The organism is Hylemonella sp. P2_B10, from assembly GCF_056404875.1.
Genome location: NZ_JBFUDE010000002.1, coordinates 106,083 through 120,376, shown reverse-complemented (window position 1 = coordinate 120,376; position 14,294 = coordinate 106,083). Strand labels below are relative to the sequence as shown.

Below are 14,294 nucleotides of genomic sequence, written 5' to 3'. Positions count from 1 at the left end.
GATGATGATCCAACCCAAACAGAGCTTCAACCTCTCCAAGTGGGCGCTCGAGCATTCGGCGCTGACGCGCTACCTGATGGTGGTGCTGATGGTGCTGGGCATGGTGGCCTACTTCCAGCTCGGCCAGGACGAAGACCCGCCGTTTGCCTTTCGCGTGATGGTGGTGCAGTCCTTCTGGCCCGGTGCCACGGCACAGCAGATGGCCGAGCAGGTGGCCGACAAGATAGAGCGCACCCTCCAGGAAGTGCCCTACGCCGACAAGATCCGCAGCTATTCCAAGCCTGGCGAGTCCCTGGTGATCTTTCAGCTGAAGGACAACTCGCGCCCTGGCGACGTGCCCGGCATCTGGTACACCGCGCGCAAGAAGATAGGCGACATGCGCTACACGCTGCCACCGGGCGTGCTGGGGCCGTTCTTCAATGACGATTTCGGCGATGTGTTTGGCACCATCTACGCGCTGGAGGCTGACGGCTTCACCAATGCCGAGGTCAAGGATTTTGCCGACGACGTGCGCCAACAGTTGTTGCGCGTGGCGGACGTCAACAAGGTGGACCTGTTTGGCGTGCAGGACGAGAAGCTCTACATCGAGATCTCGCAAAAGCGCCTTTCGCAGCTGGGCCTTGACATGAGCCAGGTGCTGAGCCAGTTGGCCCAGCAGAACGCCATCGAGGGCGCCGGTACCATACAAACGCCGCTGGACACGCTGCAGGTGCGGGTGATGGGCCAGTTCGACACCGTGGAGCAGTTGCGCGCCATGCCCATACGCGGCAGCACCGGCAACCAGATCAAGTTGGGCGATATCGCCAACATCGTGCGCGGCTACGTGGACCCGCCCGCGGTCAAGGTGCGCTACCAGGGCAAGCAGGTCATCGCCCTGGGCGTCTCCATGGCCAAGGGCGGTGACATCATCGCGCTGGGCAAGGCGCTCAAGCTGGCCACCGCCAACATCGAGGCCAAGCTGCCCGCCGGCATCAAGCTGGTGCAGTTGCAGGACCAGCCGAGCAATGTGAGCAACTCTGTCAACGAGTTCGTGCACGTGCTGATCGAGGCCATCGTCATCGTGCTGGCGGTCAGCTTCATTGCGCTGGGTTTCCACGCGCGCCAGGGCAAACTGCCCTGGTACAAGCGCTACTACATCGACATCCGCCCCGGCCTGGTGGTGGGGATCACCATTCCGCTGGTGCTGGCTGTCACCTTCCTGGGCATGTATTACTGGGGCATAGGCCTGCACAAGATATCGCTGGGCTCGCTGATCATTGCGCTGGGCCTGCTGGTGGACGACGCCATCATCGCGGTGGAAATGATGGTGCGCAAGATGGAGGAGGGCTACGACAAGGTGCGCGCCGCCACCTTCGCGTATGAGATCACCGCCATGCCCATGCTGACGGGCACGCTGATCACCGCCACCGGCTTCCTGCCGATCGGCATCGCCCGCTCGGTCACGGGTGAGTACACCTTCGCCATCTTTGCCGTCACTGTGCTGGCGCTGGTGCTGAGTTGGTTCGTCTCGGTGTACTTCGTGCCCTATCTGGGCACCATCCTGCTGCAAACGCCGCAACATCAGAAGAAAGCCGAGGCCGCCGCGGTGGCGGTGGCGGCCGGCGCCAAGCCGGCCGAGCAGTTGTCGGCCGACAACTTCGAGAAGACGGTGCGCGTCAGCGTGGCGTCACACGGCAAGAAGGCAGAGGCGCCGCACGAGAGTTTTGATTCGCCGTTCTACAACGTGTTCCGCCGCCTGGTGAACTGGTGCGTGCACTTTCGCTGGCTGACCATTGGCATCACCATCCTGATCTTCGTGCTGGGCATCCTTGGCATGGGCAAGGTGCAGCAGCAGTTCTTCCCGGACTCCAGCCGGCCGGAAATCATGATGGACATCTGGTTTCCCGAAGGCACCTCCATCGTCGCCAACGAAGAGGTCACCAAGCGGGTGGAAAAGCGCATGATGGCCGAGGCGGGGGTCAGCAGCGTCAGCACCTGGGTGGGTTCGGGCGTGCCACGCTTCTACCTGCCGCTGGACGTGGTGTTCCCACAGTCCAATGTGTCGCAACTCATCGTCTTGCCCAAGGACCTGAAGGTGCGTGAAAGCCTGCGCGTGAAGCTGCCGGCCATCATGGCGTCGGAATTCCCCGAGGTGCGCGCGCGTGTCAAGCTGCTGCCCAATGGGCCGCCGGTGGCCTACCCGGTGCAGTTCCGCGTGGTGGGGCCAGATCCTTCGGTGCTGCGCGAACGCGCTGATGAGGTGAAGGCCGCGCTGCGCGCCAATACCAACATGCGCGGCGTTAATGACAACTGGAACGAGTTCGTCAAGGTGATACGGCTGGAGGTGGATCAGGCCAAGGCGCGCGCGCTGGGTGTCACCAGCCAGTCCATCGCCCAGGCCTCGGCCACCATCCTGGGGGGCACCACGGTGGGCCAGTACCGCGACGGCGACAAGCTGATTGCCATCGTGCTGCGCCAGCCGCTGGAGGAGCGCAATGCCATCACCGACATCGGCAACGCCTACCTGCCCACCGCGAGCGGCCGCGCCATCCCGCTGACGCAGATCGCCAAGCCGGTGTTCGCCTGGGAACCGGGCGTGATGTGGCGAGAAAACCGCGACTACGCCATCACCGTGCAGGGCGATATTGTGGAAGGCCTGCAGGGCGCCACCGTCACCAACGAAATGTTGCCCGGCCTGAAAAAGCTGGAAGCGGGCTGGAAAGCCAAGGGCCTGACCGCCTATCGCATCGAAGTGGCCGGCGCCGTGGAGGAAAGCAGCAAGGGCTCGGCCTCCATCGCAGCGGGTGTGCCGTTGATGCTGTTTGTCACCTTCACGCTGCTGATGCTGCAATTGCACAGTTTCAGCCGTGCCATGCTGGTGTTCCTGACCGGGCCGCTGGGCATTGCCGGTGTGGCAGGTGCCTTGCTGCTGCTGGGCCGGCCCTTTGGCTTCGTCGCCTTGCTGGGCGTGATCGCGTTGATGGGCATGATCCAGCGCAACTCGGTGATCCTGATCGACCAGATCGAGCAGGACCGTGCCGCTGGCGTCGGCGCCTGGGACGCCATTGTCGAGTCCGCCGTGCGCCGCCTGCGCCCCATCGTGCTGACGGCCGCCGCCGCCGTGCTGGCGATGATCCCGCTGTCGCGCTCGGTGTTCTGGGGCCCGATGGCGGTGGCCATCATGGGCGGCTTGGTTGTCGCCACGGTGTTGACGCTGCTGGCCCTGCCTGCCATGTACGCGGCCTGGTTTGGCGTCAAGCGGGATACTGTCTAGCGCCAATCCTCCTGGCCCGTCCAGGCTGAGCCTGTCGAAGCCCCGGTCTTGCCCCGGGGCTTCTTCATTTGTGCGCTCGCCAACCGGACACATCTGGCGCGAGCTGAATTTACGGACCCGGGCAGGCGGCTTCGACAGGCTCAGCCCGAACGGAGGCGGGGGGTAGGGCCGGAAAACCCCCGCCAACAGGTTAAAATGGCGGGTTCACCGATTTCAGTGGGTGGTCAGCGCGCCCCGGCCCAGCCGGTGCGGCGTGATTGGCGCCTATTTTTTTGCTGCGCGGGTGGCGAAATTGGTAGACGCACCAGGTTTAGGTCCTGACGCCAGCAATGGTGTGGGGGTTCGAGTCCCCCCCCGCGCACCACGATGACCTGTTTTTGATTAGCTGCTAGAAGCCTTTTGTTGGAGTATCCCCATGGCTGTGAATGTTGTATCGCTTGACAAGCTGGAACGCAAGATGACGCTGACGCTGCCCGTCGCCGTCATCCAGAACGAGGTCGACGTGCGCCTGAAGAAGATCGCCCGCACCGTGAAGATGGACGGTTTCCGCCCCGGCAAGGTGCCCTTCAGCGTCGTGGCCCAGCGCTACGGCTATTCGGTGCACTACGAGGTGATGAACGACAAGGTGGKCGAGGCCTTTGCCGTCGCCGCCAACGAGGCCAAGCTGCGCGTGGCCGGCCAGCCGCGCATCACCGAGCGCGAGGTGGCTCCCACCGGCGAAATGGCGTTTGACGCCGTGTTCGAGGTTTATCCGGACGTCAAGCTGGGCGACCTGTCCACCGCGGAAGTGGAGCGCCTGGGCACCGAGGTGACCGACGCCGCCATCGACAAGACGCTGGACATCCTGCGCAAGCAGCGCCGCACCTTCTCGTTGCGCCCCCACAGCGAGGGCGCCCAGGACGGCGACCGCGTGACGGTGGACTTTGAAGGCAAGATCGACGGCGAACCCTTTGCCGGCGGCAAGGCCGACGACTTCCAGTTCCTGGTCGGTGACGGCCAGATGCTGAAGGAATTCGAAGCCGCCGTGCGCGGCATGAAGACCGGCGAGAGCAAGACCTTCCCGCTGGCCTTCCCTGCGGACTACCACGGCCAGGACGTGGCCGGCAAGTCGGCCGACTTCATGGTCACCGTGAAGAAGATCGAGGCCGCCCATCTGCCCGAGGTCAACGAGGCACTGGCCAAATCGCTGGGTATCGACAACCCCAGCGTGGAAGCGCTGCGCGCCGACATCAAGAAGAACCTGGAGCGTGAAGTCAAGTTCCGCCTGCTGGCCCGCAACAAGACCGCCGCCATGGACGCGCTGGTGGCCCAGGCCGAGCTGGACCTGCCCAAGTCCAGCGTGGCGGCCGAGCTGGACCGCATGATCGAAGGTGCCCGCGCCGACCTGAAGCAGCGCGGTGTCAAGGATGCCGACAAGGCGCCCATCCCCGAAGACCTGTTCCGCCCGCAGGCCGAGCGCCGCGTGCGTCTGGGCCTGGTGGTGGCCGAGCTGGTGCGTTCGCTGGACCTGGGTGCCAAGACCGAGCAGATCCGCGCCCATGTGGAAGAGCTGGCCGCCAGCTACGAAAAGCCGGCCGAGGTGGTGCGCTGGTACTACGGCGACAACCGTCGCATGGCCGAGGTGGAAGCGATTGTGATAGAAAACAACGTCACCGACTACGTGCTGTCCAAAGCCAAGATCGTTGAAAAGACGGTGTCTTTCGACGAGTTGATGGGGCAGAACTGAGCATCCTGAGCGTCCACAGCGCTTGACGGGCCGCCGCGCCCGGCCATGGGGCTTGTGCCGGGGCTTGCAGTCCCGGCAACAAGCCCCATTTGCTTGGCAAGCGCCCAACAGGGGCCTCGCGGTGGATAGCCCAGCGTGGATTTGTCCAGCCTGGCCCTTGGGGGCGCCATTTATTCGTTACAGTAGTGGGTAACCGGAGACCCTTTGATGAGTGCACTTGATATGCAAGGCCTGGGCATGATCCCCATGGTCATTGAGCAGTCCGGCCGCGGCGAGCGGTCGTATGACATTTATTCGCGCCTGTTGAAAGAGCGCGTGATTTTCCTGGTCGGTCCGGTGAACGACCAGACCGCCAACCTGGTGGTGGCGCAGTTGCTGTTCCTGGAGAGCGAGAACCCGGACAAGGACATCCACTTCTACATCAATTCCCCCGGTGGCTCGGTGACGGCCGGCATGGCGATCTACGACACCATGAACTTCATCAAGCCGGACGTCTCCACGCTGTGCACCGGCATGGCCGCCAGCATGGGTGCCTTCCTGCTGGCCTCGGGCGCCAAGGGCAAGCGCTTTGCGCTGCCCAATTCCAAGATCATGATCCACCAGCCTTCGGGCGGCAGCCAGGGCCAGGCGACCGAAATCGAGATCCAGGCGCGCGAGATCCTGAAGACGCGCGAGCAGCTGAACAAGATCCTGGCCGAGCGCACCGGCCAGCCGCTGGAGCGGATTGCCCGCGACACCGAGCGCGACTATTACATGTCGGCAGACGAGTCCAAGGATTACGGCCTGGTGGACCAGGTCATCGCCAAGCGCTCCTGAAATATTGCCCCACGGTCGCCCACTGCGTGTGGTTCCCTGCCCCCCGAGGGGGCCGCAAATTCCCTTGGGCGGCCCGGCGGGAATTTAAACCCCCGCACTCGTGGCGTGGCTTGGTGGCGACTTCTTGTTTTCACTTGGCGAAATCGCCTTGCATGCGGTGCCTCTTGTAACAAGAGGTGCCGTTTTTATTTGGTTATCATTGGTGAAACTCCCGTAAAGGCGTCTTCTACACATGGCCGAGAAAAAAGGCTCTTCCAGCGAAAAAACCCTGTACTGCTCTTTCTGCGGCAAGAGTCAGCACGAGGTCAAAAAGCTGATTGCGGGCCCCTCAGTGTTCGTCTGCGACGAATGCATTGAGTTGTGCAACGAGATCATCCGCGACGAATTGCCCGCGGGTGCCGACGTGCGCGACGCCAAGAGCGAGTTGCCCACCCCCAGCGAGATCAAGGTCAACCTGGACAACTACGTGATCGGCCAGGAGCCGGCCAAGCGCACGCTGGCGGTGGCGGTGTACAACCACTACAAGCGCCTGCGCCACAAGGAAAAGGCCAAGAAGGACGATGTCGAGCTGACCAAGAGCAACATCCTGCTGATCGGTCCCACCGGCTCCGGCAAGACGCTGCTGGCGCAGACGCTGGCACGCATGCTGGACGTGCCCTTCGTGATGGCCGACGCCACCACGCTGACCGAGGCCGGCTATGTCGGCGAGGACGTCGAGAACATCGTGCAAAAACTGCTGCAAAGCTGCAACTACGACATCGAGCGGGCGCAGCGCGGCATTGTCTACATCGACGAGATCGACAAGATCTCGCGCAAGTCCGACAACCCGTCCATCACCCGCGACGTCTCGGGCGAAGGCGTGCAGCAGGCGTTGCTGAAGCTGATCGAAGGCACCATGGCCAGCGTGCCGCCGCAGGGCGGGCGCAAGCACCCCAACCAGGACTTCGTGCAGATCGACACCACCAACATCCTGTTCATCTGCGGCGGCGCGTTCGCCGGGCTGGAAAAGGTCATCGAGGCGCGCACCGAATCCTCCGGCATCGGCTTTGGCGCCTCCGTGCGCAGCAAGCAGCAGCGCAGCCTGACCCAGGTCTTCAAGGACGTGGAGCCGGAAGACCTGATCAAGTTCGGCCTGATCCCCGAGCTGGTGGGCCGCATGCCGGTGGTCGCCACGCTGGACGAGCTGAGCGAGGACGCGCTGGTTGAAATTTTGACCGAGCCGAAGAACGCGCTGGTCAAGCAATACGCCAAGCTGCTGTTGATGGAAGGGGTGGATCTGGAAATCCGCCCGGCCGCGCTGAAGGCCATCGCCAGAAGGGCGCTGGCGCGCAAGACCGGCGCGCGCGGCCTGCGCTCCATCCTGGAAGTGGCGCTGATCGACACCATGTTCGACCTGCCCAACGCCAGCAACGTGGACAAGGTGGTGGTGGACGAGTCCACCATCGACGACAACAAGCCACCGCTGCTGGTGTACCGCGAGACGGCCAAGAAGGCCTGATAAGCGGCTGTTCGCACCGGCTTACCCGTGCAATCCAGGCCGACAGCTCCTTCAATAATGACTGCGGCTTGAAAAACCTGCATCACGGTCCATATTCATCAGGTAACTCAAAGGTTTTCCCATGTCCGGTCATACCCCCCTGCCTGCCACCCCTGTAGAGCTGCCACTGTTGCCCCTGCGCGATGTGGTGGTGTTCCCCCACATGGTGATCCCGCTGTTCGTCGGCCGGCCCAAGAGCATCAAGGCGCTGGAGTCGGCGATGGAGGCCGAGCGCCGCATCATGCTGGTGGCGCAAAAAGCCGCCGCCAAGGATGACCCGCTGGTCTCCGACATGTTCGACGTCGGCTGCGTATCCACCATCCTGCAGATGCTCAAGCTGCCCGACGGCACCGTCAAGGTGCTGGTGGAAGGCCAGCAGCGCGCCAAGGTCAACAAGATCGTCGAAGGCGAGGCGCACTTCTCCGCCAATGTGACGCCGTTGGACGCTGCCGAGGAAAGCGTCACCGGCGAGCGCCCCAGCGAAGTCGAAGCGCTGCGCCGTGCGGTGATGCAGCAGTTTGACCAGTACGTCAAGCTGAACAAGAAGATTCCGCCCGAAATCCTGACCTCCATCTCCAGCATCGACGACGCCGGCCGCCTGGCTGACACCATCGCCGCCCACCTGCCGCTCAAGCTCGACCAGAAGCAGGCCGTGCTGGATCTGGCCAGTGTGAAGGAGCGGCTGGAAAACCTGTTCGCGCAGATCGAGCGCGAGGTGGACATCCTGAACGTCGACAAGAAGATCCGCGGCCGCGTCAAGCGCCAGATGGAGAAGAACCAGCGCGACTTCTACCTCAACGAGCAGGTCAAGGCGATCCAGAAGGAGCTGGGCGAGGGTGAAGAGGGCGCCGACATCGAAGAGATCGAGAAGAAGATCAAGGCCGCCAAGATGCCCAAGGAGGCCTTGAAGAAGGCCGAGGCCGAGCTGAAAAAGCTCAAGCTGATGTCACCCATGTCGGCCGAGGCCACCGTGGTGCGCAACTACATCGACGTGCTGGTGGGCCTGCCCTGGGCCAGCAAGACCAAGATCAAGCACAACCTGGCAAACGCCGAAACCGTGCTGAATGAAGACCACTTCGGCCTGGACAAGGTCAAGGACCGCATCCTGGAATACCTCGCGGTGCAACAGCGCGTGGACAAGGTGAAGGCGCCCATCCTGTGCCTGGTGGGCCCCCCGGGCGTGGGCAAGACGTCCCTGGGCCAGTCCATCGCCAAGGCCACCGGCCGCAAGTACGTGCGCATGGCCCTGGGCGGCATGCGCGACGAGGCCGAGATCCGTGGCCACCGCCGCACCTACATCGGCGCCATGCCCGGCAAGGTGCTGCAGAGCCTGTCCAAGGTGGGCACGCGCAATCCGCTGTTCCTGCTGGACGAGATCGACAAGCTGGGCACCGATTTCCGCGGCGACCCCTCCAGCGCGCTGCTGGAGGTGCTGGACCCGGAGCAGAACCACACCTTTGGCGACCACTACGTCGAGGTGGACTTTGACCTCAGCGACGTGATGTTTGTCGCCACGTCCAACTCCATGAACATTCCCCCGGCCCTGCTGGACCGCATGGAAGTGATTCGACTGGCCGGTTACACCGAAGACGAAAAAACCAACATCGCCATCAAGTACCTGCTGCCCAAGCAGTTGAAGAACAACGGTGTGAAAGAGGCCGAACTGGACGTGACCGAGTCCGCCGTGCGTGACATCGTGCGCTACTACACCCGCGAAGCCGGCGTGCGCTCGCTGGAGCGCGAGCTGTCCAAGATCTGCCGCAAGGTGGTCAAGGGCCTGCAGCTGAAAAAGCTGGAGCCGCAGGTGAAGGTGACCGCCGACAACCTGAACGACTACCTGGGCGTGCGCAAATACACCTATGGCCGTGCTGAAGAGGGCAACCAGGTCGGCCAGGTGGTGGGTCTGGCCTGGACCGAGGTGGGCGGCGACCTGCTGACGATCGAAGCCGCCATCATGCCCGGCAAGGGCGTCATCACCCGCACTGGCTCGCTGGGCGATGTGATGAAGGAATCGGTCGAGGCCGCGCGCACCGTGGTGCGCAGCCGCTCGCGCCGCCTGGGCATCAAGGACGAGGTGTTCGAGAAGAGGGACATCCACATCCACGTGCCCGATGGCGCCACCCCCAAGGACGGCCCCAGCGCCGGCGCCGCCATGACCACGGCCTTTGTCTCCGCGCTCACCGGCATCCCGGTGCGCGGTGACGTGGCCATGACGGGCGAGATCACGCTGCGCGGCGAAGTCACCGCCATCGGTGGCCTGAAGGAAAAGCTGCTGGCCGCGCTGCGCGGCGGCATCAAGACGGTGCTGATCCCGGAAGAGAACGCCAAGGACCTGCAGGAGATCCCCGAGAACGTGAAGAACGGCCTGGAGATCGTGCCGGTGCGCTGGATAGACAAGGTGCTGGAAATCGCGCTGGAGCGCATGCCCGAGCCGCTGACGGAAGATGAGCAACCGGCCGTTGCGGCAGCTGATGCCACCACCGCTGCGGTTGCCTCGGCAGTCGTCGCGCCGGTGCCGGAAGCGATCAAGCATTGAGGTACAATAGGCGCACTGTGAAAGCAGTTTGAAGAGTGACTGGGATCCGATAAATTGGGTTTCAGAAATTTTTCAAGGCCTTGAAAGAGGCGCAAAAAATGCGCTATAATTGAAGGCTTGAAACGCGGGAATAGCTCAGTTGGTAGAGCGCAACCTTGCCAAGGTTGAGGTCGAGAGTTCGAGACTCTTTTCCCGCTCCAGATTTCGCAAAAAGGGAAGCCCAGGCTTCCCTTTTTTGTCAGAGCCGAATCTGGCGCGATAGCAAAGCGGTTATGCCCCGGATTGCAAATCCGGTTAGTCCGGTTCGACTCCGGATCGCGCCTCCAGAGCCTGCAATCAGAGCCCCGTCAACGCGAGTTGACGGGGCTTTTGTTTTGCATCATTGCCCCAGCGGGCGTCATTTCTTGCGCAGCGGTGAGTCGTGCGCGATCCCCCAGGACTTGTCGCCAGAGGGCGTGCTGTTGGGCGCATTCGCGGGCACCTGCTGCTTGGCCTGCTCCAACGCAGGGGAGTAGGCCGGCAGCGAATTGGCATACCACAGGGCGCCGCCTATGGCACCCACCATCACGCCCAGGCCCAGCACAATCTTCAGGGCACTGATCCACACCGCGAAACCACTCTCAGCGGCCATCATCATCACCTCCTTTTGTCCACTCTAATGCTTTCCGGGCCGAAATTCCAGGGGACAATAGAAGCCAGCGTGCCCGAGTGGTGAAATTGGTAGACACATCGGACTTAAAATCCGCCGCTTCGTGAAAACGGGCGTACCGGTTCGATTCCGGTCTCGGGCACCAATTGAGGCTCCGGTGTCGCCCCTTGGGGTCACGTGGGCTTGGGCTTCGCGTTGGCCTTCTTCTTCTCAAGCTCGTCGGCGAACGGGTCATCGTTGCTGTCCGCGGCGTCGCTCCATGACGGTTGCTGGGCGGCGCTCTTGGGCGGGAAAAACACCTGCCTGCGCGTGTTCTTGAAGTTGCCAGCCTTGAAGTAGGGGCGAATCCAGGCGCCGGTGGCGTCCAGTTCCAGCGGGTTTTTCTTGTTCCCCTTGTTGGCGGCGGCATTGGTCGCATCGCGGGCGTAGAAGTGCCGGAAGATGCGGTCGAACTCCGTCAGGTAGATGTCCGCGACCCGCGTATCTCCTCGTATCAGCAGCATGTTCTCGTCGTTGCTGATCAGCGAGCCCTTGGAGAAATTGGCCGAGCCGGAGCACACCAGCGGGTCGTCCGACAGCGGGTCGATCATCAGGAACTTGGAGTGCACGAAGAACACATGGCCACTGTTGACAGGGCGGGCCAGTTCCTCTTTCAGGAACCACTTTTCCAGCGGCGTTTTCGTGATCTCGGTCATGTGCGCGCCACCGAACGAGCTCTTGAGCTTGTCGAAATTCTTGCCCAGGATGGCGCCATTGGAAAAGGCCAGCCGTCCCTTGTTGGCTTTCTCGGCGGCCAGCACCTCCTGGCTGGGCGGGTCTTCCAGGATCACCAGCCGCAGGCAGCTGTCGGCCACGCTCAGGCCGGTGAGTATTTCCGGCGCCACATTGAAGGGGATGGTCATGACGGCGAGCGAGTTGGCGTCGTCCAGGCGCTGTGCATACCAGTCCAGCATGTTTTGCGCGAGGCGCGGGGAGAAGAAGGCGCTGGGCCGTGTGGCCGAAGGCGCGTTCGGCGGGTTGGGGGTCAACGCCATCGCCGACTTGACGGCATTGGACAGCGTGGGGTCGTCCTTCAGCGCCTCCCAGCAGGCCAGGTAGGTCTTGGCAACCACCGGGTTGGTTACCAGGTGGCCGACGTTCGTCTGCCCGAAGAAGCCGGTGCTGGTGAAATTGGTGGAGCCCGTCCACACGCATTGAGGCTTGCCGCCCTTGATCTTGACGATGAACTTGTTGTGCGGAATCTTGGTGCGTGTGCGCGGGAACAAAATCTGCACGGACTTGCCGTTGACCTTGGCCGTCTTGGTCAGCTTGGCGAGCTTGATGGCCTTGACGTTCGGGTCCTTCTCGCTCTTGGTGTCGTGGTAGACAATGCGCACGTCCACGCCGCGCTTGAGCGCCTCCTTCAGCGCGTTGAGCACGGGCGCGTAGGTGAACTCGTAGGCGCAGACCCGCAAGGCTTCGCCGGCCTGGGTCCCGTTGATCAGGTCCAGGCAGGCCTCGGCCAAGCCGCGGGACAGCCAGGCCACTTCCGGGTCCAGCAAGTGACCGTCGTCATCCAGCGCGTTGAACATGTCGTCGGTGATCTGCTTGTTCTGGAATTGGGCGGCCAGCGCATGGCTGGCGATGGCCCCCCGGTTGAACCAGATGCCATGCTTGCCGTCATTGGCCTTTTCTGTCTTGATCTCGAACTTGGCCGTGTAGCGCTCCGTCAGGTCGCCAGGCGTGCCGTACAGCGCGGCAATGGTGAACTGGTGCGTGGTGCCCGGCTCCAGCGTGTAGTCGGACCACAGGAAGGTCTGGAAAGGGTGCTCGCGGCTCGAGTAGGTGGCACCAGCCACCGGCGCGGGAACCAGGTCTGTGAAGTACTTGATCCCCGGCAGCCATTTGCCGGGCTTGCCGTCGCTGGCATGCTGGATGGCGAAGCCTTGCAGCCCCTGGAGGGCGTCGTCATCGATGTCCCAGGCCATCAGCACGACGCGGGTGCCTGAGATGGCGCGGACCGCAAACTTGCCGCTTTGTTTGGTGACACGCATCGCGTCCCCCTCGGTAGTGGATGTCGCCGCCAGCCTACAGGGCAGCCGCCAATGGGCAATCCCCCAAATGGTGGATGTTGCGCGCAACCAATCGGGCGCAGGCACGCTCAATGAGGCGGGGCACAATGGATCCCGGCCGCCGTCGGTCGCGGTTTTGCACGCCTTCCATCCTGTCCAACCTTGGGGCATCATTGCAGCATGCAGCGAACTCTTGTTGGCCTGGCGTTGCGCAGTCTGGGCTTGGCCCTGGCACTGCTGTGCTGTTGCCGTGCGCAAGCCGCCGACTGCGTGAAGACCGTGCGCTGGAACCCCGACAAGAGCACAACGGCCAAACTGCTGCCCGATGGCGTGGAGCCCAGCTTCAACCACGACATGGTGGTGGAGGTGCTGCGGCGCATGGGCTGTACGGCCCGCTTTGTCGGCATGCCCTGGGCACGTGCGCTGCTGGAGCTGGAAAACGGCCGTCTGGACGTGCTGCCCGGTGCTTTCGAGAGCGAGGAGCGCAAACGCTATGCGCTGTTCTCGGTGCCCGTGATGCGCTCGCCCAATGTGCTGTTTGCCAGCCGCGCCGCGGCCGACAAGTACAAGCTGGACAAGCTGGCCGACGTTACCGCCGCCGGCTTTCGCCTGGGTGCGCAGGTCGGCGTGTCCTACGGCCAGTCGTTTGACAAGCTGGCGGCTGAAGCGGCCTTCCACGCCCGCCTGGTGCCGGTTTCATCGCGCGAAAGCGCCTGGCAGATGATTCGGCTGGGCCGGCTCGATGGCCTGATTGCCGATGAAACGGTGGGATTGAACGAGATCCGCGAGCTCGGGCTGGACCAGGCCATCGTCAAGACCAGTGTGGTGGTGGCCAGTGACGCCAGCCGCGTGGCCTTCAGCAAGAAGACCATCAGCCCGCAGTTCGTGCGCGACTTTGATGCTGCGTTTGCCACACTGCTGCGCGATGGCACCTACAAGCGCTTGCGCGAACTGTATGTGCCCTGTGTGGTGGCGGTGGAAAAGCTGGGCTGCAAATAGTCAGCCGGCCGGGCGGACCAGCGCCGTTTCTGGCACAGTGGCACCATGTTGCCACCCTTGCGCCTGTTGAGCCCGCTGTTGTTGTGCGCCACCCTGCTGGCGCCCTGGACGGTGCAGGCGGGCCAGCGTTACCAGATCGACCCCCTGCACAGCTTCAGCAGCTTCGAGTACAGCCACTGGGGCTTGTCTTACCAGCGTGGGCGGTTTGACCGCACCAGCGGCAGCATAGAGCTGGACCTGGCCGAGCGCAGCGGCTCGGTGAGCCTGGAGATAGACGCCACCTCCATCAGCGCCGGCTCCGAGGCGTTCGACAAGGTGTTGCGTTCGGACAGCTTTTTCGACGTCGCGCAGTACCCCAGGATCAGCTTCAACTCCACCCGCCTGGTCTTCGTGGAAGACCAGCTCAAGCAGGTCGAAGGCCAGTTGACCATCAAGGACGTGACGCGCCCGGTCACCGTGGAGGTGACGCGCTTTGCCTGCCGCTTCATGATTGTCTACCTCAAGCGCGCCTGCGGCGCCAACGGGCAGGCTGCCATCCTGCGCAGCGACTACCACATGGGCGCTTACGCGCCCTTCGTCAGCGATGAGGTGACGCTGTATTTCAGCATCGAAGGCATTGCGCAGTAGGGGCGCCGGGAAGGGTGTTTCACGGGGCTGGCGGCGCCCGCATACCGTGGCACAATGGGTTCAGCGGGCTTGCGCCATGCGGCCCGCGCTGATGGATGAC

Annotated in this window: 9 protein-coding genes and 4 tRNA genes; 11 read left to right on the top strand and 2 right to left on the bottom strand. The window is 63.2% G+C overall.

The annotated features are described in order from the left end of the window. The first annotated feature begins 4 nt into the window (after window positions 1-4). The 8 genes from AC1DX2_RS08410 to AC1DX2_RS08375 all read left to right on the top strand — a co-directional run bounded on the left by AC1DX2_RS08410 (window position 5) and on the right by AC1DX2_RS08375 (window position 10,194). Entirely contained in the window at window positions 5-3,253 is a 3,249-nt protein-coding gene (locus AC1DX2_RS08410) for an efflux RND transporter permease subunit (protein WP_477195882.1), read from the top strand. A 277-nt stretch (window positions 3,254-3,530) separates the two neighbouring features. Beyond that, a tRNA-Leu gene (locus tag AC1DX2_RS08405) sits at window positions 3,531-3,617 on the top strand. A gap of 51 nt (window positions 3,618-3,668) precedes the next feature. Next, window positions 3,669-4,979, top strand: coding sequence for a trigger factor (gene tig, locus AC1DX2_RS08400; protein WP_477195881.1), 1,311 nt, complete (start codon window positions 3,669-3,671; stop codon window positions 4,977-4,979). Window positions 4,980-5,186: 207 nt separating this feature from the next. Continuing rightward, complete coding sequence (clpP, locus tag AC1DX2_RS08395) at window positions 5,187-5,795, top strand: ATP-dependent Clp endopeptidase proteolytic subunit ClpP (RefSeq protein WP_477195880.1); 609 nt, start codon at window positions 5,187-5,189, stop codon at window positions 5,793-5,795. A gap of 232 nt (window positions 5,796-6,027) precedes the next feature. Beyond that, window positions 6,028-7,293 (top strand): ATP-dependent Clp protease ATP-binding subunit ClpX, encoded by a 1,266-nt coding sequence (clpX, locus tag AC1DX2_RS08390; RefSeq protein WP_477195879.1) that lies wholly within the window; start codon window positions 6,028-6,030, stop codon window positions 7,291-7,293. Window positions 7,294-7,414: 121 nt separating this feature from the next. Further along, window positions 7,415-9,868, top strand: coding sequence for an endopeptidase La (gene lon, locus AC1DX2_RS08385; RefSeq protein ID WP_477195878.1), 2,454 nt, complete (start codon window positions 7,415-7,417; stop codon window positions 9,866-9,868). A gap of 124 nt (window positions 9,869-9,992) precedes the next feature. Next, window positions 9,993-10,068 (top strand) — tRNA-Gly (locus tag AC1DX2_RS08380). 52 nt (window positions 10,069-10,120) lie between these two features. Next, window positions 10,121-10,194 (top strand) — tRNA-Cys (locus AC1DX2_RS08375). 71 nt (window positions 10,195-10,265) lie between these two features. On the opposite strand, the gene AC1DX2_RS08370 is transcribed toward AC1DX2_RS08375, so the two are convergent. Then, a complete protein-coding gene (locus tag AC1DX2_RS08370) occupies window positions 10,266-10,499 on the bottom strand; it encodes a hypothetical protein (protein WP_477195877.1) in 234 nt (77 codons plus the stop codon). 71 nt (window positions 10,500-10,570) lie between these two features. Here AC1DX2_RS08370 and AC1DX2_RS08365 point away from each other — a divergent pair. Next, window positions 10,571-10,662: transfer RNA gene (locus AC1DX2_RS08365), tRNA-Leu, on the top strand. 28 nt (window positions 10,663-10,690) lie between these two features. On the opposite strand, the gene AC1DX2_RS08360 is transcribed toward AC1DX2_RS08365, so the two are convergent. Then, a complete protein-coding gene (locus AC1DX2_RS08360) occupies window positions 10,691-12,550 on the bottom strand; it encodes a phospholipase D-like domain-containing protein (protein WP_477195876.1) in 1,860 nt (619 codons plus the stop codon). A gap of 198 nt (window positions 12,551-12,748) precedes the next feature. Here AC1DX2_RS08360 and AC1DX2_RS08355 point away from each other — a divergent pair, with 198 nt between their 5' ends. Then, window positions 12,749-13,567, top strand: a complete 819-nt coding sequence (locus tag AC1DX2_RS08355) for a substrate-binding periplasmic protein (protein WP_477195875.1) — start codon at window positions 12,749-12,751, stop codon at window positions 13,565-13,567. A 45-nt stretch (window positions 13,568-13,612) separates the two neighbouring features. Continuing rightward, complete coding sequence (locus AC1DX2_RS08350) at window positions 13,613-14,194, top strand: YceI family protein (protein ID WP_477195874.1); 582 nt, start codon at window positions 13,613-13,615, stop codon at window positions 14,192-14,194. Window positions 14,195-14,294 lie beyond the last annotated feature (100 nt).

What these genes read in the sequence shown, in the direction of transcription:
- lon (WP_477195878.1), top strand. Translation starts at nt 7,415, where the DNA reads ATGTCCGGTCATACCCCCCTGCCTGCCACCCCTGTAGAGCTGCCACTG.
- AC1DX2_RS08370 (WP_477195877.1), bottom strand. Translation starts at nt 10,499, where the DNA reads ATGGCCGCTGAGAGTGGTTTCGCGGTGTGGATCAGTGCCCTGAAGATT.
- AC1DX2_RS08410 (WP_477195882.1), top strand. Translation starts at nt 5, where the DNA reads ATGATCCAACCCAAACAGAGCTTCAACCTCTCCAAGTGGGCGCTCGAG.
- AC1DX2_RS08350 (WP_477195874.1), top strand. Translation starts at nt 13,613, where the DNA reads ATGTTGCCACCCTTGCGCCTGTTGAGCCCGCTGTTGTTGTGCGCCACC.
- AC1DX2_RS08360 (WP_477195876.1), bottom strand. Translation starts at nt 12,550, where the DNA reads ATGCGTGTCACCAAACAAAGCGGCAAGTTTGCGGTCCGCGCCATCTCA.
- clpX (WP_477195879.1), top strand. Translation starts at nt 6,028, where the DNA reads ATGGCCGAGAAAAAAGGCTCTTCCAGCGAAAAAACCCTGTACTGCTCT.
- AC1DX2_RS08355 (WP_477195875.1), top strand. Translation starts at nt 12,749, where the DNA reads ATGCAGCGAACTCTTGTTGGCCTGGCGTTGCGCAGTCTGGGCTTGGCC.
- clpP (WP_477195880.1), top strand. Translation starts at nt 5,187, where the DNA reads ATGAGTGCACTTGATATGCAAGGCCTGGGCATGATCCCCATGGTCATT.